Origin of the sequence: uncultured Pseudophaeobacter sp. (genome assembly GCA_905479575.1) — a bacterium.
GTDB lineage: Bacteria > Pseudomonadota > Alphaproteobacteria > Rhodobacterales > Rhodobacteraceae > Pseudophaeobacter.
In genome coordinates, this window is record CAJQNB010000080.1 from 35362 (window position 1) to 52418 (window position 17057).

General features: G+C 59.6%; 18 protein-coding genes. 4 read left to right on the top strand and 14 right to left on the bottom strand.

The annotated features are described in order from the left end of the window. Positions 1-50 precede the first annotated feature (50 nt). Positions 51-818, bottom strand: a complete 768-nt coding sequence (locus QZ268_RS18630; protein WP_295455505.1) for an aspartate/glutamate racemase family protein — start codon at positions 816-818, stop codon at positions 51-53. 202 nt (positions 819-1020) lie between these two features. On the opposite strand from QZ268_RS18630, the gene QZ268_RS18635 reads away from it, so the two are divergent. Beyond that, complete coding sequence (locus QZ268_RS18635; protein ID WP_295455506.1) at positions 1021-1944, top strand: DMT family transporter; 924 nt, start codon at positions 1021-1023, stop codon at positions 1942-1944. Between the two features lies 1 nt (position 1945). Here the strand turns inward: QZ268_RS18635 and maiA are convergent, their stop codons facing one another. The 7 genes from maiA to hmgA form a co-directional block, all read right to left on the bottom strand. Continuing rightward, positions 1946-2587 (bottom strand): maleylacetoacetate isomerase, encoded by a 642-nt coding sequence (gene maiA, locus QZ268_RS18640; RefSeq protein ID WP_295455507.1) that lies wholly within the window; start codon positions 2585-2587, stop codon positions 1946-1948. Between the two features lie 81 nt (positions 2588-2668). Beyond that, positions 2669-3223, bottom strand: a complete 555-nt coding sequence (locus tag QZ268_RS18645; protein WP_295455509.1) for a VOC family protein — start codon at positions 3221-3223, stop codon at positions 2669-2671. Beyond that, the gene (locus QZ268_RS18650; protein WP_295455511.1) at positions 3220-3432 is read right to left on the bottom strand and encodes a DUF2783 domain-containing protein; all 213 of its coding nucleotides are present in this window, start codon (positions 3430-3432) and stop codon (positions 3220-3222) included. Before QZ268_RS18650 ends, QZ268_RS18645 begins: the two co-directional genes overlap by 4 nt. A 5-nt stretch (positions 3433-3437) precedes the next feature. After that, complete coding sequence (locus tag QZ268_RS18655) at positions 3438-5051, bottom strand: FAD-dependent oxidoreductase (RefSeq protein ID WP_295455512.1); 1614 nt, start codon at positions 5049-5051, stop codon at positions 3438-3440. Between the two features lie 230 nt (positions 5052-5281). Next, a complete protein-coding gene (locus QZ268_RS18660; RefSeq protein ID WP_295455514.1) occupies positions 5282-6232 on the bottom strand; it encodes an MBL fold metallo-hydrolase in 951 nt (316 codons plus the stop codon). Positions 6233-6300: 68 nt separating this feature from the next. After that, on the bottom strand, positions 6301-7563 hold the full coding sequence (fahA, locus tag QZ268_RS18665) for a fumarylacetoacetase (protein ID WP_295455516.1): 1263 nt from the start codon (positions 7561-7563) through the stop codon (positions 6301-6303). A gap of 132 nt (positions 7564-7695) precedes the next feature. After that, complete coding sequence (gene hmgA, locus QZ268_RS18670) at positions 7696-9051, bottom strand: homogentisate 1,2-dioxygenase (protein ID WP_295455518.1); 1356 nt, start codon at positions 9049-9051, stop codon at positions 7696-7698. 70 nt (positions 9052-9121) lie between these two features. Between hmgA and QZ268_RS18675 the strand changes: the two genes are divergently transcribed. Together QZ268_RS18675 and QZ268_RS18680 are read left to right on the top strand one after the other, a co-directional pair. Continuing rightward, a complete protein-coding gene (locus tag QZ268_RS18675) occupies positions 9122-9604 on the top strand; it encodes a MarR family transcriptional regulator (protein WP_295455519.1) in 483 nt (160 codons plus the stop codon). A 20-nt stretch (positions 9605-9624) separates the two neighbouring features. Further along, entirely contained in the window at positions 9625-10881 is a 1257-nt protein-coding gene (locus tag QZ268_RS18680) for an adenylate/guanylate cyclase domain-containing protein (protein ID WP_295455521.1), read from the top strand. Positions 10882-11033: 152 nt separating this feature from the next. Here the strand turns inward: QZ268_RS18680 and QZ268_RS18685 are convergent, their stop codons facing one another. From QZ268_RS18685 to trmD, 5 genes are all read right to left on the bottom strand, one after another. Further along, complete coding sequence (locus QZ268_RS18685) at positions 11034-11843, bottom strand: division plane positioning ATPase MipZ (protein WP_295455523.1); 810 nt, start codon at positions 11841-11843, stop codon at positions 11034-11036. Positions 11844-12082: 239 nt separating this feature from the next. Further along, positions 12083-12304, bottom strand: a complete 222-nt coding sequence (rpmE, locus tag QZ268_RS18690) for a 50S ribosomal protein L31 (protein ID WP_083100364.1) — start codon at positions 12302-12304, stop codon at positions 12083-12085. Positions 12305-12315: 11 nt separating this feature from the next. After that, complete coding sequence (gene rplS / locus QZ268_RS18695; protein ID WP_295455526.1) at positions 12316-12690, bottom strand: 50S ribosomal protein L19; 375 nt, start codon at positions 12688-12690, stop codon at positions 12316-12318. A 331-nt stretch (positions 12691-13021) separates the two neighbouring features. Further along, positions 13022-14479: a M20 family peptidase gene (locus QZ268_RS18700; RefSeq protein WP_295455528.1), complete on the bottom strand. Its 1458-nt coding sequence runs from the start codon at positions 14477-14479 to the stop codon at positions 13022-13024. A gap of 120 nt (positions 14480-14599) precedes the next feature. Further along, entirely contained in the window at positions 14600-15433 is an 834-nt protein-coding gene (gene trmD, locus QZ268_RS18705; protein WP_295455530.1) for a tRNA (guanosine(37)-N1)-methyltransferase TrmD, read from the bottom strand. A 68-nt stretch (positions 15434-15501) separates the two neighbouring features. Here trmD and QZ268_RS18710 point away from each other — a divergent pair, with 68 nt between their 5' ends. Next, positions 15502-16530 (top strand): aminoglycoside phosphotransferase family protein, encoded by a 1029-nt coding sequence (locus tag QZ268_RS18710; protein ID WP_295455532.1) that lies wholly within the window; start codon positions 15502-15504, stop codon positions 16528-16530. Between the two features lie 9 nt (positions 16531-16539). Here the strand turns inward: QZ268_RS18710 and rimM are convergent, their stop codons facing one another. After that, positions 16540-17055 carry a ribosome maturation factor RimM gene (rimM, locus tag QZ268_RS18715; protein WP_295455533.1) on the bottom strand — a complete coding sequence of 172 codons (516 nt, stop codon included), beginning with the start codon at positions 17053-17055 and terminating at the stop codon, positions 16540-16542. Between the last annotated feature and the right edge of the window lie 2 nt (positions 17056-17057).

Genomic DNA, 17057 nt, shown 5'->3' on the forward strand with positions numbered 1-17057 from the left:
AACCCCGCCCGGCCAAAGCTGCTGGGCGGGGTTTTCTTTTGTGACTGCCCCTAAAATTTGCCCTGTGGCAGCGGTTTGGAGAACAAAACACCCGGCGCATCCGCCGCCAGCGGTGCCCCCGACAGGCGCGCCATATGCCAGGCCAGCGCCTGATTGCTGCTGACCACGGGTTTGCCAAGGCGCTGCTCCAGATCCGCGATAATATCCAGTGTCCGCAGGTTGGTGCAGCTGAGAAACACCGCCTCCACCTCTGGGTTTGATCCGACCTCCAGCGCTGCAGTGTGGATAGAGTCGGGATCAATGCGGGCGACATTGGCCTCGACCTCCTCGCCAAAGGACACCATGGCAGGCACCGCATACCCTGCGGCTTCAAATGTCTGCCGCATAGGTCCGGAAACAGTGTCTATATAAGGGGAAACCAGCCCAATCGTGGCGGCCTCTAGTGCGGCAAAGGCGGCGAGAGTTGCGCTCAGCGGCTGGGCAACGTGGCGCGTATGTACTGCGCCCTGCACCAGATCACGCACCCGGTCCACTCCGATCAAGGTGGTGCCCGAGGTGCAGCCGTAGGCCACGGCGTCAAACGCGGCGCCCTGTGGCAACAAGGCAGCGGCGGCGGGCAGGTCGCGCCCCATCTGGGCAATGGTGTCCGGCGTCAGCGCGGCCCCAGACGGAATACGGTTGATATAGAGCGCCACATCAGGCGCCACGAACAGGCGGCGAAAATCCTGTTCGATGGTTTCATCCACCTGCAGGACAATCAGCCCAAGCGTCGCCGCAGAGCCGATGGGGCCGGTGAGGCGATAGGGTAAATAGGGCATGTGGATAGGCTCCTGGCGGGGGACATCTTCTGTGACCTTTACCGCCAATGCCTGGCTCTGCAAGAGAGAAGCAGCAGAACCTGGTTGGCAAAGGAGGACGGCTGGATGGAGACTGACGGCCCGGCAAAACGATGGCGCAGGAAACGGGTCGCCGCAGAACAGGGGGCAATCTAGGTTGGGGTAGCGTTTCAAGGAGCCTCCCATGACCAGCCCATCGTCCCCTGCAATTGATCTCACGGCCGGCCTGCTCTTGGCTTCTCTGGCGCTTGTCTGGGGAGGCTCGTTCTTTTTTGCTGAAATAGCCCTGCGCGAACTGCCCCCCCTGACTGTGACTCTGGTTCGGGTCACACTGGCCCTGCCAGTGCTGTTTGTCGTGGTGCGGCTCAAAGGCATTGCGATCCCGCGTGGCACCAGGATCTGGGGGGCCTACCTGGGCATGGGGGCCTTGAACAACGCGCTTCCCTTTTCGCTGATCTTTTGGGGACAGACCCAGATTGAAAGCGGCTTGGCCTCGATCCTCAACGGCACCACGGCGATGTTTGGCGCGGTGGCGGCGGGCGTTCTGCTCAAGGATGAGCCGCTGACGCCGCAAAAACTGGTTGGAGCTGGCCTGGGCCTTCTGGGGGTGGCGGTGATTATGGGGCCAACAGCCCTGACCTCGGTGGATCCGCGCAATCTGGCGCAGTTGGCGGTCCTGGCGGCGGCCTGTTCCTATGCGCTGGCCAGCGTCTGGGGCAAGCGGTTCCTGGGCGGGCAGCCGCCGCTGATGAATGCGCTGGGGATGGTGACTGGCAGCACCGTTCTGATGCTGCCGGTGGCCCTATACGTCGAGGGCGTGCCTCAGTTGGACCTGTCCGTTGAGGTCTGGGGCGCGGTGATCGGGGTTTCGGTGCTGTCGACGGCACTGGCCTATCTGATGTATTTCGAGATCCTGCGCCGGGCGGGATCGGCCAATCTGATGTTGGTGACGCTGCTGATCCCGCCGGTGGCGGTCAGCCTGGGGGCCGGAGTTCTGGGCGAACAAATCAGCTCCGAATCTGTGCTTGGCTTTGGCATTATCGGGCTGGGGTTGATTGTCACCGATGGCCGCCTGCCCAGAAGGGTGCTGGGCAGGCGGCAGGCGTGATCTAGCTGGCGGTGTTTACCGCGTCCGGATGGGCCCTGGCAAAGGCGGGATGGGCCGCGCAGGCAGCCTCGGCCGCCAGAATGCGCGGCATGTCGGAAAAGTCTGCCCCCCAGCGCCGGGCATTATAAAGCTGCGGCATCAGGCAGATATCGGCCAGACCGGGCGTGGTGCCGGTGCAATAGGGGGTCTGTTCATAGGCCCCTAGCAGGGTCTCAAAGGCCTGCAGACCGGGGCGGATGAAATGCACCATCCAGTCAGCGGGCATGCCCGGGGCGCCACTGGACAGCTGGGTCGCGTGTTTGGCCACCTGCAGGTTGCATACCGGATGCAGATCCACCGCAATCGAATGTGCCAGCGCCTGGGCCTGCACCCGTGCGGCGGGGTCTTTGGGCAAGAGGCCAAGATCACGCGTCTGATCCAGGTAGTCCAGAATGGCCAGCGACTGTGTCATCCGCAGACCGTCGATTTCCAGCACCGGAACAAAGCCCTGCGGGTTGCGGGCCAGGTGTTCGGGGCTTTTGTGCTCCCCCTTGACCAGATCCACGGTGATCGACTGATAGTCGATGCCTGCAAGGTTCAGCGCAATGCGCAAACGGTAGCTGGCAGAGGAGCGCCAATAGTCGAAGAGAACGGTGTCGTGCATCACTGATCTTTCCTGAAAAAGGGTCTAACAAGGGAAAATGGGCAGCCGAAGAGTTTCCGGTTGCCCATTGTAAGTCAATCTTTAGCTGGGCGCTCCGACGTCGTTCAGCTCTTTGGCATGCAGCCAGTCGGCGTGTTTGGGGGCTTTCTTGGTCTTGGACCATTCCTCCAGCATGTCCCATTTCACCGCGTCGAGTTTTGCCAGCAGCGCCTCTTCTTTGGGGTCTGGGCAGGCCAGTTCTACCCGATGACCATTGGGATCAAAGAAGTAGATCGAGTGGAAGATCGAGTGATCGGTGACGCCCAGAACCTCAACGCCATTGGCTTCCAGATGGTCTTTGAATTCGATCAGGGTCTCGCGGTCCTTGACCTTGAAGGCGATGTGCTGAACCCAGATCGGCGTGTTGGGGTCGCGGCCCATTTCGGGTTTGGTAGGCAGCTCAAAAAACGCCAGCACGTTGCCGTTGCCCGCATCCATGAAGATATGCATGTAGGGGTCGGGCTCGTGGGTGGAGGGCACGTGGTCCTCGGCGATGGCCAGCACAAAGTCCATCTTGAGCATCTGGTTGTACCACTCGACGGTCTGTTTGGCGTCTTTGCAGCGATAGGCGACGTGGTGGATTTGTTCGATTTTCACGAGGGGTCCTCCTCTTTGGTGAGCGCGGCCGCAGCCAGCGCCTGTTTCAGGATCGCGCGGTCTCCGATGTGGTTGGCCAGCACCAACAGCAGACGGGCGTTGAATGCCTCGCTGTCGGCGGTGTCGCGCCCCTCATGGGCGGCCAGAAGATCTGCATAGAAATCATCGGCGCCGTTGATATTCGGGGTCAGGATCAGGGTATCAGACATAGGGGTCACTCCTTGCCCACCGCGCGGCGGATGGCGGCGCGGAACTGGTTGTCATCAAACGAGGGGCGGCGGGCGGCGACATGCTGATCCGGGCGGATCAGATAGACGCCGCTGTCATTATCGCCCAGATAGCGCTCTTTCAGGGCCAGGGTCTTGTCGTCCTTCACTGACAGCGCCAGACGTTTGACGGTAATGCCTGCCTCTTCGATTTCATCGGGGGCATCGGCATCAATGGTTAGCAGAACAAAGTCATTGCCCAGTTTTGACAGCAGGAAGCCATCCCCCAATGGTGCATCGGGGCAGGCCGATCCAGGGCGGCTGCGCGCAGGCCCATCCATCAGCGCATCGGCTGAGTTCAGCGTTGAGCCATCATAGGTGCAGGGCACTGACAGGCGGCCAGAATTCACCAGCGGGCGGGCAAATTCGTGGTGTTCGCTCAGATCCAGAACCGCGTCGCGCAGCAGGCGGGACATTTCCGATTTTGGCGTGATGAAATCGGTGGAGCGGCTGGAGTTGAGGATATTTTCCTCGGCCCCATGCACTCGCTCCTGGTCGTAGCTGTCGAGCAGGCTGTCGGGGGCTTTGCCCTCCATCACCAGTTTCAGTTTCCAGATCAGGTTGTCGGTGTCCTGCAGGCCTGAGTTGGCCCCACGGGCGCCAAAGGGCGAGACCTGATGCGCGGCGTCACCGGCAAACAACACGCGGCCATGGCGGAATTGTTCCATCCGGCGGCACTGGAAGGTGTAGATCGAGACCCACTCCAGCTCAAACTCCACCTCCTCGCCCAGCATTGCCTTGAGGCGCGGAATGACATTTTCGGGGCGTTTTTCCCGTTCTTTGTCGATGTCCCAGCCCAGCTGTAGATCAATGCGCCAGACGCCGTCGGGTTGTTTGTGCAGCAGCGCCGACTGGCCTTTGTTGAAGGGCGGATCGAACCAGAACCAGCGCTCGGTGGGGAAGTCGGCCTCCATCACCACATCGGCGATCAGGAAGTTGTCCTCAAAGACGCGTCCGACAAAATCCAGCCCCAGCATCCGGCGGGTTGGCGAGTTGGCGCCGTCACAGGCGATCATCCAATCCGCTTCCAGGTTATAAGAGCCTTCGGGGGTGTCGACCTCCAGCGTCACATGATCGGGATGGGTCCCGATTGCCGAGACCTTGTTGCGGCCGCGGATTTCGATCGGCGCACCCTGGGCTTGCAGCTCGCGCACCCGGTCAACGAGATATTCTTCGAAATAATATTGCTGCAGATTGATGAAGGCCGGGCGTTTGTGGCCCTCCTCCGGCAGCAGGTCAAAATCATAGACCTGGCGGTCGTCAAAGAAGACCTTGCCCTTGTTCCACAACACGCCTTTGTCGACCATCGGCTGGCCACAGCCGAGCCGGTCCAGGATCTCTAGCGGGCGTTTGGCAAAGCAGATGGCGCGGGAGCCAAAGCTTACCTTGTCATTCTCATCAAGGACCACCACCTCGATGCCTTCCTGCGCTAGTTCAATGGCCGCTGCCAGGCCAACGGGGCCGGCGCCAATCACCACCACTTTGCGGCGCACTGGCGCCCCGGCATCCTGATCCTCATGGCGGGCATAAGGATACATCGGGACTTCAAAGATCTTGTTCATCTGGTCTCCTCCCAAAGGGGGTGCCAACCGGAGGATCTGATCGGCACAGCTTCTCTGTTTCCCGGCAGTGCAGTGCCGGGAGGATGTGAGTATCGTTTCACATGTTTTTGTTGGGCGGCACGATCTGGATCAAAGCGCCCGGAGTTCGTGATCGGACCGGCCTGACCTGAGCGGCCAGTGGGTGCGATCTTGAAAGCCCCCGCTGTTTGGGGGCTTTCAAAAGATGGGGATCAGCCTTGCAGTGCAGCCCACATTTCCAGATCGCGTTCGGCGGTCCAGATGCGAGGGGTGTCAATGCCACGAGCTTCGTCAAAGGCGCGGGCGACGTTGAAGGGCAGGCAATGCTCGTAGATTGCATAGTCCTTGAACTTGGGGTCACACTCGGCGCGCACCGCATCCCAGGCCTCTTTCAGGGTGCCGTTGCGGGCCGCGACACGGGCGGCGGGGCGATAGGTGCTTTCGACAAAATCGCGGGTGTTTTCGATCGCCGCGTTGACCATTTCCTTGCCAACCAGCGCGTCGCCGCGACCGGGGGCAATGGCGTCCACGTCAAAGGCGGCGATGTTGTCCAGGGTATCCCCCCAGTCGCTGAAATGACCGTCCCCGCAATAGCAGGCAGAGTGGTATTCAACGATGTCACCGGTGAACATCACGTTCTCATCCGGCACATGCACAACGATGTCACCCGCCGTATGGGCGCGGCCCAGATGCATCAGGTCGACTCGGCGGTTGCCCAGATAGACCGTCATGTCCTCGCTAAAGGTGGTGGTGGGGAAGGTCAGGCCGGGAATGCTCTCGTGGCCTTCAAACAGGCGCGGGAAACGCTGGAATTCGCTGTCCCAGTCTTCCTGGCCCCGTTCCACCACCATGGCGCGGGCGGCGTCGCCCATGATCACCTGACCAGCGCCAAAGGCCGAGGCCCCCAGCACCCGCACTGCGTGATAGTGGGTCAGCACCACATGGCTGATGGGTTTGTCGGTCACCGAACGCACGCATTCGATCACCTTGTTGGCCAGACGGGGTGTCGCCTGAGCCTCAATAATCATCACAGAGTCATCGCCGACGATAACACCAGAGTTGGGATCGCCCTCGGCGGTGAAGGCATAGATGTCCTTGCCCACTTCGCTAAAGGTGATTTTCTTTTCGCTCATGTCCCCTTGGGACGCAAATGCCTTGGCCATGTTATTATCCTTTTTCGGGTGCCAGAGGCTTCAAACCGCCTCTGGCAAAAATGTTTCGAACGACGGGGTTATTTGGCTGCGGGCCAGGATTTGGCGGGCAGGATCTTGCCGGTACAATCACCAAAGCCAATGGTGAAACCATCGCCACGGGCATTGCCGCGCAGGGTCAGGGTGTCGCCATCCTCGATAAAGCCACGGCTCTCGCCGGTCTCCAGGGTAAAGGGCTCACGCCCGGCCCAGCTCAACTCCATCAACGATCCATACTCGGACCGTTCCGCGCCGGAGATGGTGCCAGACCCCAACAGATCCCCGGTGTTCATCTCGCAGCCACCAATGGCATGATGGCACAGCTGCTCCGCTGCTGAGAAATACATCCGGTTGTAGTTGGTCTTGGAGATCGCCGTGGCCGTCGCCGCGCCTTCGGGCTGCATCAGCACTTCCAGCTCGATATCATACAAGCCATCCTTGCTGCCCTCCAGATAGGGCAGCAGCTCTTTCTCGCGGGCTGGGGTCGGGGCACGGAAGCTTTCCAGCGCCGCCGCGGTGACGATCCAGGGTGAAATCGAGGTGCCAAAGGCCTTGCCCTGGAACGGCCCCAGCGGCTGGTATTCCCAGCCCTGAATGTCGCGGGCCGACCAGTCGTTCAGCAGCACATAGCCAAAGATCATCGCATCGGCTTCATCCACGGTGATGGGCTGGCCAAATTCGGATCCGGTGCCAACAATGGCGCCCATTTCCAGCTCGATATCCAGACGTTTGCTGGGCCCAAAGGAGGGCATCTCGGCGTCCGGCGCCTTGGTCTGGCCATTGGGGCGGTGAATGGGCGTGCCTGAAACCACAACAGAGGAGGCGCGGCCATTGTAGCCAATAGGAATATGCAGCCAGTTGGCAGGCAGATCCGGCGAGCCCCGCAGGATCGCCCCCATGTTTTTGGCGTGCTGCATGCCGGCATAAAAATCGGTATATTCTGCCACCGCCATCGGCATGTGCAGCTCGGCCTCTGCCTGGGCCGTCAACAGTGGTTCCAGCTTGGACTGCTCAGCCGCGTCTTCGGCCAACAGCGCTGTCAGGCGTGCGCGCAGGGCGGCCCAAACGGCAGGGCCTTCTTCCATCATCTCGTTCCAGAAGGGCACCTCAAACAGCGGATAATCCGCCAGCTGCAACAGACCCGCCTCTTCGGCGGCCTGGCAGTCGAGGATCATATCACCAATCGCCACACCACAGCGCGGATCGCTATCGGCGGTAGAGAAAACGCCATAGGGCAGGTTGTTCAGGGGAAAGGGATGCGCGGCGTCATTGGCCGAGCTCACCCAGGATTTCAGAAGCGGCATAAAGCCTCCAGTCGGTTGCAAGATCCGCAGATCTCATTTCATCTTTCCGGAAATACCTCCGGGGGTGAATGGGCCCAAAGGGCCCAGAGGGGGGCAGCGCCCCCTTCTGTTTTTACTTGCCCTACCCGCAGCCTATTTCAAGCCGGGGGTGCCGTCGAATTTCTTCTCAATGTCGCTCCAGCAATCGATGTAATCGTCCTGCAGCGGCGCTTCCTTGGCGGCAAAGGCGGTCAGATGCTGCGGAAAACGGGTCTCAAACATAAAGGACATGGTGTTTTCCAGCTTCTCCGGCCCAAGGTTGGAGTTCGAGGCGCCTTCAAAGGCGTTCTTGTCCGGTCCGTGCGGGATCATCATATTGTGCAGCGACATGCCGCCGGGGACAAACCCCTTTGGCTTGGCGTCATACTGCCCGTAGATGTTGCCCATCAGCTCGGACATGATGTTCTTGTGATACCAGGGCGGACGGAAGGTGTTTTCAGCCACCATCCAGCGGTCGCGGAACAGGACAAAGTCGATATTGGCGGTTCCGGGCACGCCCGATGGCGCTGTCAGCACGGTAAAGATCGACGGATCCGGGTGATCAAACAGAATGGCGCCAACCGGGCAGTAGGTCTTTAGGTCATATTTATAGGGCGCATAGTTGCCGTGCCAGGCCACCACATCCAGCGGCGACTGGCCGATCTTGGTCTCATGGAACTGACCACACCATTTCACCGTCAGGGTCGAAGCCACCTCGCGGTCCTCATAGGCCGCCACCGGCGCTTTGAAATCTCGCGGATTGGCCATGCAGTTGGCGCCAATGGGGCCACGGCCGGGCAGTTCAAATTTCTGACCGTAGTTCTCGCAGACAAAGCCACGGGCCGGGCCTTCCAGAACCTCGACCCGGTAGACCAGGCCCCGGGGGATGATGGCAATTTCCTGCGGTTCCAGATCAATAATGCCCAGCTCGGTGGCAAAGCGCAGACGGCCCTCCTGTGGCACCACCAAAAGCTCGGAATCGGCGGAAAAGAAATAGCTGTCGACCATGCTTTCGGTGACCAGATAGACATGGCTGGCCATGCCGACCTGGGTGTTCACATCCCCGGCGGTGGTCATGGTCTTCATCCCGGTGAGCCAGGTCAGGGCCGCGCCATCATGGGCCACTGGGTCCCAGCGATACTGGCCCAGGCTGGCCACATCAGGGTCCACATGCGGCGCCGATTTCCAGTAGGGCAGGTCGATTTTGCTGTAGCGGTGCGAATGCTTTACCGAGGGGCGGATACGATAGCACCAGGTGCGCTCGGGGGGATCGGCGGTAAAGGCGGTGCCTGACAGCTGCTCGCCATAAAGACCGTAGTTACATTTCTGCGGGCTGTTCATACCCTGTGGCATGGCGCCGGGCAGGACCTCGGATTCAAAATCGTTGCCAAAGCCGGGCATATAGCCTTCGTGCGGGCCGGCAAGAGAGGGGGCCTGGATCATCTGGTGGGGATCAGCAGCTTTGTTCATGTCGCGCGCTCCTTTTCTACTTGCGGAATTAATAGTTGTTTTTGTAACTAACAAGGGAAAGGAGAGCCCCATGACTGAAAAAGATGATTTTTCGCTGCAAGATTTTCTGCCCTTTTTATTGAACCGGGCGGCAGAGGAATCTTCGCTGGCCTTTCAGGCCCATTACAAAAACCGCTATGGTATGCTGCGCAATGAATGGCGGGTGCTGTTTCATCTGGGCATCTTTGGGCAAATGACCGCCCGCGATATCGGTGAGCGGGCCAAGATCCATAAAACCAAGATCAGCCGAGCCGTGGCCAAGCTGGCGGAACGTCGATTCGTGTCCCGCAGCCGGGATGAAAAGGACCGCCGCTCGGAACATTTGCGGCTTACCCCGGCGGGCGAAGCAGCCTATCGTGATCTGCGCGCCGAAGCGCAAAGCTATGATGGGATGCTCGCGAAGCGTTTCACGCCAGAAGAGGTGGCACTGCTGCGGCGCATGTTGCGGCAGCTGGCTGGGATCGAGTATCCTCTGGCAAAAGATATGCCGCAAAGCCAGGGGCAGGGCGGGTAGAGCTGATACAGAAAGGCCGGATGGCAATGGAAGGCTTGGAGAGCAGGGCAGCGGCAGTAATTCCTTGGCTGATCGGCAAGGGGCTGCGCTACAACAGTCGTCAGGATCTGCTCAACAGTTTTTGTGAGAAACTGGTGGAGCTGGGGGTGCCGCTGTGGCGGTTCCATCTGGCGCAGCGTGCCTATCACCCCAAATTCGGCGGCATTGGCTACAACTGGACCCGCATGGACGGCATCAGCCACGAACACTATGAGCGCCGTGAAACACCGCTGGAGGCCTGGTTGCAAAGCCCCTTCTATGTTCTGTTGGAACAGAACATGGAGATTTTTCAATCGGATCTGACAGGCGAGGACCTGACCCGATTTCCCTTGCTGCGGGATCTGAAAGATCAGGGCGGCACCGAGTATCTTGCCATGGCTCTGCGGTTCACTGAAGACGAGCCCCCTTTTGATCCCAACAACCCGTCCGAGGGGGTGTTATGCTCCTGGACCTCTGATGGCGCTGAGGGGTTCTCGAGCGAGGACAAGGCCTTGATCCAGGCGCTCTACCCTGCGCTGGGGCTGGCGTTGAAATCCATGTCAAACCGCCAGATGGCCACGGATCTGTTGCAGACCTATCTGGGGCGAGACCCCGGACAGCGGGTGCTTTCTGGTGAATTCCAGCGTGGCTCTTCCACCGAGATTGACGCGGTGATTGGCTTGTTCGATCTCAAGGGCTTCACCAGCCTAGCGGGTGAGCTGCCGGGGCCCGAGCTGATCGAGATGTTGAACGATTACTTTGGCATCGCCGTCGCAGCCACCCATGGTCACGGGGGCAATATCCTCAAGTTCCTGGGCGACGGAATGCTGGTGATGTTCAATCTGGGAAGTATCGAAAAGGACGCGCAGGCGGCCCTGGATGCTGCTGCAGAACTGTGCCGCAATATCAGCCTGCGCAATGAACAGCGTCTGGCGCTTGGCCTGCCAATCACCGATTGGACCCTGGCGCTGCACGCCGGAAAAATTCTCTATGGCAACATCGGCGCGGAAAACCGGCTGGATTTCACCGTGATTGGCCCGGCGGTCAATCAAACCGCGCGGATTGCGGACATGCATCGCTCGGTTGGGCAAAACATGATTTTTTCCTCGGTGGTCCAGCGCGCCGTTACGGCGGGCAAGCATGACATGGTGTCATTGGGGCGCTACATGCTGCGCGGCGTGGCTGATCCGCTAGAGCTGTTCACCGTTTACCGACCAAACGGGGCAATGCCAAATCTCTCCCCCTATGTTGAGGTTTGATGGGTCCCGACACTAGGGCCGAATGCCTTTGCAATTTAGGCCTTCAAAGTGGCATTTGTCTGTGCGGGCCATGGTGCCCCTGGCACAGGCTCAGCTAGTTCGGGCGGTTCTCCCGCGCGGGGAGCAACCGCCGTTTTGTTGGGTGGAGGTGTCTAAATGTCAATCTCGACGCCGGGCAGGTTCACCGCCTTCATCATGTCGCGCAATTCCTGGCGGGCAGCGATGTTGGAGATGTTCAGCTGCTTGATACCGATGTCCTTGAGGTCCAGTAGGGTCAGGCCGCGCGGGAACAGCTCGCGGAAAATCACCCGCTCGGAAAAACCGGGGGCAACGCGAAAGCCGATGCGTTTGGACAGCATGTTGATGGCGCGTTCCATCTTTTCCTTGTTGACCATGCGTTGGGTGCCGACGCGGTTGCGGATCACCACCCAGTCGATGGGTTTCAGCCCGGCCTGAGCGCGCAGCTGGCGGGCGTTCCAGACCATTTCGGAATAGACGGACGGGCCGGTGATCTTTTCGCCCTTCTGGTCGGTATGGGCCAGCAGATCAAAATCCACAAAGCTGTCGTTCAACGGTGTGATCAGGGTATCGGCCAGGGAATGCGCCACCTGGCTCAACCGGGTGTGCGAGCCGGGGCAGTCGATCAGGATGAAATCATTGTCCGGCTCCAGACTGGAGACCGCAGCAGACAGGCGATGATCATAGATGTTTTCGCCCGGCTGCAGGCTCTCGGCGTCGATCTCGGGCAACTCGTGCAATTCGACCAAGGGCAGATCCAGCGCCGCCTTCGCCATGAACTCTTTGCGGTTCTCAATATAGCGACCCAGGGAGCGCTGCCGCAGGTCGAGATCAAGCGCTGCCACCTTGTGGCCAAGCCGGGCCAGGGTTGTGGCCACATGGATCGAGACGGTGGATTTCCCTGCGCCGCCCTTTTCGTTGCCGACGACTATGATATGCGCCATCTATTGGTCCCTTTGGTTCGCTGCGCTGCGCGCGCCTGTTGTGTTGTGCTGACTATAGAGCTGGGGCGAATCAATGGAAAGCATGCAAATTGCAGGAAAAGACCCTAGTTAGGCTCTGTATTGCTCTCATTTGACCGACCTCTGGCGGGCCCTGTTACAGATCTGCAAATTCCGAGGTGCCAACAAAAAATGCCGCCCCCAAAAGGAGCGGCATTTCGAAATCCAAAAGGGGACTAAGCTTAGAAGCCCAGGCCTTCATATTTCTTTTTGAACTTGGAGACGCGGCCGCCGGCATCCATCAGACGGGTGTTACCACCGGTCCAGGCAGGGTGCACTGTGGGGTCGATGTCCAGCGACATCTGGTCGCCTTCTTTGCCCCAGGTGGAGCGCATCTTCAGAACGGTGCCATCGGTCATTTTGACGTCGATGAAGTGGTAATCGGGGTGAATATCTTTTTTCATGATACCGCTCCTCAGGCCTTTTTGGCTTTGTAATGTGAATCTTCAGCGATCCGTGCGGACTTACCGCGCAGGGCACGCAGGTAGTACAGTTTGGCGCGACGAACGCGGCCACGACGCACAACGGTGATGCTGTCGATGTTGGTGGAGTGCAGTGGGAACACACGTTCCACGCCTTCACCAAAAGAAATCTTGCGAACGGTGAAGGAACCCGCAATGCTCGCGCCGTTTTTACGGCTGATGCATACGCCTTCGTAGTTCTGAACGCGCGAACGCGAACCTTCGGTTACTTTAAAGCCAACACGGATGGTGTCACCGGCTTTGAAGTCAGGGATGTCTTTCCCTAGGGCGGCAACTTGTTCCGCCTCCAGCTGTGCGATCAGGTCCATCTGATCTTCTCCTATTTTGCTCGTGGTTTTCCACGACGTATTTGCGCGTCCTCAGAGCTCTTGGTCTTCACCGGGTCCCGCCTTTGCAGCCCGCCAGAGGTTAGATCGTCTGTTCATTTGAGTGTTGCGCCGGGGTGCTGCAGCAAAACCGAAGAAAGCTTCCGAGGCATTGTCCCAACGTCAAACAGCCCGCAACCGACTCAGCAATTACAGACTGAGGTTTCCTAGGCGGGTTGTCCTATTCGGTCAAGGGCAAACAGCCCATCATGCGTCCCATCGACGGACCTGGCGGCCAATAGGGAGACATTTGACTGCAGCTGATATCGACGGGTTACTGTTTTTGCAGCAGGGCTCCAAAAAAGTTGATGCCGGTCTCCAGGTTCTCGATTGACAGGCGTTCATTGGTGCCATGAAAACGCGCCAGGTCAGAGCCTTCGATCTTGAACGGGTTGATCCGATAGGCGTCTTTGGCGGCTTTGCCGTAGTGGCGCGCGTCCGTTGCGGCAATGGTCAGGCCAGGGACAGTTGCCAAGGGCCCAAAGGCATCCAGAATCGAGGTTTTGATATCCAAATAGCCCGTGGCCTGCGCGGAAGACACCGGCGAAGCCGGGTTGGCCAGGCTTTCGTCATAGCGAATTTCGATCTCCGGGTCGTCGATGGTTTGGCGCACATGTGCCACGATGTCAGCGACGGAATCGCGGGGATGGATGCGAAAGTTGATCTTGGCAGAGGCCTCGGCGGCCAGCACGTTGTCCTTGCTGGATCCAGTCAGCATGGTGGGCGCGGTGGTGCTGCGCAGCATCGCATCTGTGGTAGGAGAGCCCGCGAGGATGGTTTCCAGCAACGGCTTGAACAGCCAGCGATTGGCAAAGACCACCCGTTGTCCAAAAGAGAAATGACGTCCAAGGCCGTCAAAGAACTCCTCTGAAATGCCGGTCAGCCCACCGGGGACAGGATTGTCCTGCAGTCGGCTGATGGCCCTGGCGATGCGTCCCACGGCGGTGACGCGCGGCGGCATGGAGGAGTGCCCCCCGGCGGATTTAGCCACCAGTTCCAGGGTAACATAGCCTTTTTCCGAGAGGTTGATGCTGGCCACAGGTTGGTCCAGGCCGGGGATGACCTTATCGAGCACAAAGGAGCCTTCATCCAGCATCCAGTCTAGCTCGATGTCCTGCTCATTCAGGTGAACAGCGACGGCCATGGCACCAAGCCCGCCGATCTCTTCATCGCCGCCAAAGCTGAAATAGACCGTGCGCTTGGGGGTGAAGCCATCGGCGATCATCTTTTCGGCTGCGGTGAGCATGGCGATGACGGCGCCTTTGTCATCCAGAGTGCCGCGCCCCCAGACAAATTCATCGTCAATCACGCCAGAAAAGGGCTCGTGCTCCCATAGATGATGGGAACCGGGGGCAATGGGCACGACGTCATAATGGCCGGCCAGCAGGATGGGCGCGAGGCTTGGATCGCTGCCTTGCCATTTGTACAGGGGAGTTTGCCGGGCCAGCACTTCGCGGCTCATGGTATTGTGCACCAGCGGGTAGCTGTCTTGCAGAAAGGTCAGAAAGGCGGCGAAATCCGGGTGCTTCAAATCGGTGGAAACGGTTCGGAACTTGACCGCCGCTGACAAATCTTTGGTTGCCTGCTCGATATCGGCCCCTAGCTCATAGGGGGTGCCGGAGTCGGCGGTTGCCTCTGGCGTATAGCGCAGGGTGTTGAAGATCAGCACCGCCAGCAGAACCACGACTACCAATACCAGTCCCGCCAAAAGGCGTAGCAATACGCGACCCATCAATTTTCTCCCCGGTCCGGGCTGGGCGCTGGTTGTTGCAGGGCGCAGCCGCAATTTCACTGTCAAATGATTACCCACATGATGCATGGAAGCGAGGCGCCTGTCGTGGTTGACTAGGCGTCACTTCTTTTTGCGCTTGGGCTTTTGCGGCGGTCTGCTGGCCTCATAGGCCTGCCACAGGTCGGGGCGGCGCGCCTGTGTGATCTGTTCTGCCATCTCCTGGCGCCACTCTGCCACCTTGCCGTGGTGGCCGGACATCAGCACCTCGGGGATCTTGCGGCCCTGCCACTCTGCCGGGCGGGTATATTGCGGATGCTCCAGCAGGCCAGAGGAAAAGCTCTCTTCCTCGGTTGAGGCCTGATTGCCCAGCACGCCGGGGATCAGCCGCACGGTGGCATCAATCAGCGCCTGCGCCGCCAGCTCACCGCCGGTCATGACAAAATCCCCCAATGAGACTTCCTGAATGTTGTAATGCTCCAAGACCCGCTCATCGACGCCTTCAAACCGGCCACAGAGCAGCGTAATGCCATCGCAGCGCGCCAGGTTCTGCATCATGGCCTGATCCATCGGCTTGCCGCGCGGGGTGAGGTAGATCAGGGGCCAGTTACCCCCCTGGGGTGCGGTGGTGTCCTGCATGGCCTGGTCTATGGCATTGCCCAGCACATCTGCCCGCAACACCATCCCGGCGCCACCACCCGCTGGGGTGTCATCCACATTGCGGTGTTTGCCAACGCCAAATTCACGTAGATCCACAGTCTCCAGCTGCCACAGGCCTTCCTGCAGGGCCTTGCCCGTCAGGCTTTCGCCCAGCACGCCGGGAAAGGCGGTGGGAAACAGCGTCAGGATCTTTGCCTTCCAAACGCCGACCAGTTCGGGCGTTGGCGTCATCAGCTCACGCGGCTTCAGGCTCGGGCGGATGGCTTTGCGGCCGTGGGATTTGTTTGGAGTCGTCATAAAGTTGCTGTTTAGTGCACTCAGGTTTTTGCGCAATAGAAAGCATTGGTGTTTGGATGAATTCAGAAATGCGGCCCAAGGTACAGAGCCTTGATCCCGATGCGGCCCTTGAGGAGGTTCAGGCGCGTGCTCAGGCGCTTTGGCCCCGTGCCGCATCCGCTGCCGGTCTGGTCGAAGAAGGAGCCGTCTTTCGCAGGCTGGGGTCCAACCGTTTGCTTGAGCATCGCCGCTGTGTTCTGGAGGTCAAGACAGCAGCTGGGCAGAGCTTTGTGCTGCGGGCTGATTTTGATACGGCGAACCCACGACCGTTGATCCGGCAACTGGAGCGGCAGAGGAAAGCCGCCCAAAGCCTGAAACCTGTGTCAGGCGTGTCTGCTCCGGGGTTGTTGTGGCAGGATCCGCAGCACCCCTATGCATTGATGGATTTTGTCCAGGGTGACACCGCCTACCGCACATTGGCTCTGACGGACTATGGCTTTGGGGCCAGAGACGAGGTCTTGCGCCGGATCGGTAAGGCTGTGGCCGAGCTGCACCGGGTATCGGATACTGGGCTAAGGCAGTTTTGGCCTAAACCGTTTCTGAAAATGGTCTCTGATCGGGCGCTAGCGGTGCGCGAAGGAAGGCTCTCGCTGCCCAAACCCAATAGCTTTCTGGGATTATGTGCGCATTTGCATCGGGCCGCCCGGTTGGCGCGGGGAAAGGAGTTCCGCAGCGCTTTGGCGCATGGTGACCTGCATCTACGCAATATCATCATGTCGGACAGGGAGGTGTCGTTTATTGATTTTCTCAATCATGGGGCTGTTTTTCCGCAGCGCGATATTGCCGATATCTGGCTGGCAAATTGCCCGGAGCACCTTGCCTCTGATGGCGACAGTCCTGGCTTCGGTTGCGTCGCTCAGGCAGATTGGGCAGCGTTTGAAGGGGGCTACGGAACCAAGCTGACGGATGACCCGGTATTCCGGTTCGTCTTTGCGTGGCGCCTGTTCCGGTTTTGGGTCAGCCTGGGGCGAAAGCTGCCGGAGTTGCAGCGGAGTTCATTGACGGTGGTATCAGTTGTCCGGGTTCTGGATGCATTGCGCGCTGAGGAAGCTGGCTGACCTGTAGGTTTAAAACAAACCCTCAGGCGGATCTGCGATGATGCGTCCCTGTTCCAGGTCAACCGTGGGCACCGCCGCCAGGGTGAAGGGCAGAAACACAGTGCCTTTCAGGCCCTCGCCCATCAGCTCCAGCAGATCGCTGGCGCCGTGGTTTTGCACCGATTTCACCGTGCCGAGCAACACACCGCCGGTGTCAAAGACCTCGACCCCGATCAGGTCGGCGTGGTAATATTCGTCGCTGGGCAGGGTCGGCAGCTGGTCGCGCGAGGTGAACAGGCGCAGGCCTTTCAGCGCGTCGGCCTGTTCTTTTGTCTCAACGCCTGCGATGCGGCCGCAAAAGCCGCCCTTTACGGCGCGGGTCAGGGCAATGCTGTAGCTCTGGCTTCCGTCCTCATTGGTGAGCGGCGAATAGGTTTCGATTTCTTCCGGCTGGGCGCAAAAGCTTTTCAGCCGCACTTCGCCGCGCACGCCATAAGATCCAGCAATGGCGCCTACGCAAATCAGATCACTTTGGGGGGCACTCATGA

Excerpts from the sequence above, each read along its gene's own strand:
- QZ268_RS18685 (WP_295455523.1), bottom strand. The coding sequence starts at position 11,843 with ATGGCGCATATCATAGTCGTCGGCAACGAAAAGGGCGGCGCAGGGAAA.
- rpmE (WP_083100364.1), bottom strand. The coding sequence starts at position 12,304 with ATGAAAAAAGATATTCACCCCGATTACCACTTCATCGACGTCAAAATG.
- QZ268_RS18650 (WP_295455511.1), bottom strand. The coding sequence starts at position 3,432 with ATGTCTGATACCCTGATCCTGACCCCGAATATCAACGGCGCCGATGAT.
- QZ268_RS18700 (WP_295455528.1), bottom strand. The coding sequence starts at position 14,479 with ATGGGTCGCGTATTGCTACGCCTTTTGGCGGGACTGGTATTGGTAGTC.
- QZ268_RS18660 (WP_295455514.1), bottom strand. The coding sequence starts at position 6,232 with ATGGCCAAGGCATTTGCGTCCCAAGGGGACATGAGCGAAAAGAAAATC.
- trmD (WP_295455530.1), bottom strand. The coding sequence starts at position 15,433 with ATGACGACTCCAAACAAATCCCACGGCCGCAAAGCCATCCGCCCGAGC.
- fahA (WP_295455516.1), bottom strand. The coding sequence starts at position 7,563 with ATGCCGCTTCTGAAATCCTGGGTGAGCTCGGCCAATGACGCCGCGCAT.
- hmgA (WP_295455518.1), bottom strand. The coding sequence starts at position 9,051 with ATGAACAAAGCTGCTGATCCCCACCAGATGATCCAGGCCCCCTCTCTT.
- QZ268_RS18675 (WP_295455519.1), top strand. The coding sequence starts at position 9,122 with ATGACTGAAAAAGATGATTTTTCGCTGCAAGATTTTCTGCCCTTTTTA.
- QZ268_RS18655 (WP_295455512.1), bottom strand. The coding sequence starts at position 5,051 with ATGAACAAGATCTTTGAAGTCCCGATGTATCCTTATGCCCGCCATGAG.
- QZ268_RS18630 (WP_295455505.1), bottom strand. The coding sequence starts at position 818 with ATGCCCTATTTACCCTATCGCCTCACCGGCCCCATCGGCTCTGCGGCG.
- QZ268_RS18710 (WP_295455532.1), top strand. The coding sequence starts at position 15,502 with ATGCGGCCCAAGGTACAGAGCCTTGATCCCGATGCGGCCCTTGAGGAG.
- QZ268_RS18680 (WP_295455521.1), top strand. The coding sequence starts at position 9,625 with ATGGCAATGGAAGGCTTGGAGAGCAGGGCAGCGGCAGTAATTCCTTGG.
- rimM (WP_295455533.1), bottom strand. The coding sequence starts at position 17,055 with ATGAGTGCCCCCCAAAGTGATCTGATTTGCGTAGGCGCCATTGCTGGA.
- rplS (WP_295455526.1), bottom strand. The coding sequence starts at position 12,690 with ATGGACCTGATCGCACAGCTGGAGGCGGAACAAGTTGCCGCCCTAGGG.
- maiA (WP_295455507.1), bottom strand. The coding sequence starts at position 2,587 with ATGCACGACACCGTTCTCTTCGACTATTGGCGCTCCTCTGCCAGCTAC.
- QZ268_RS18635 (WP_295455506.1), top strand. The coding sequence starts at position 1,021 with ATGACCAGCCCATCGTCCCCTGCAATTGATCTCACGGCCGGCCTGCTC.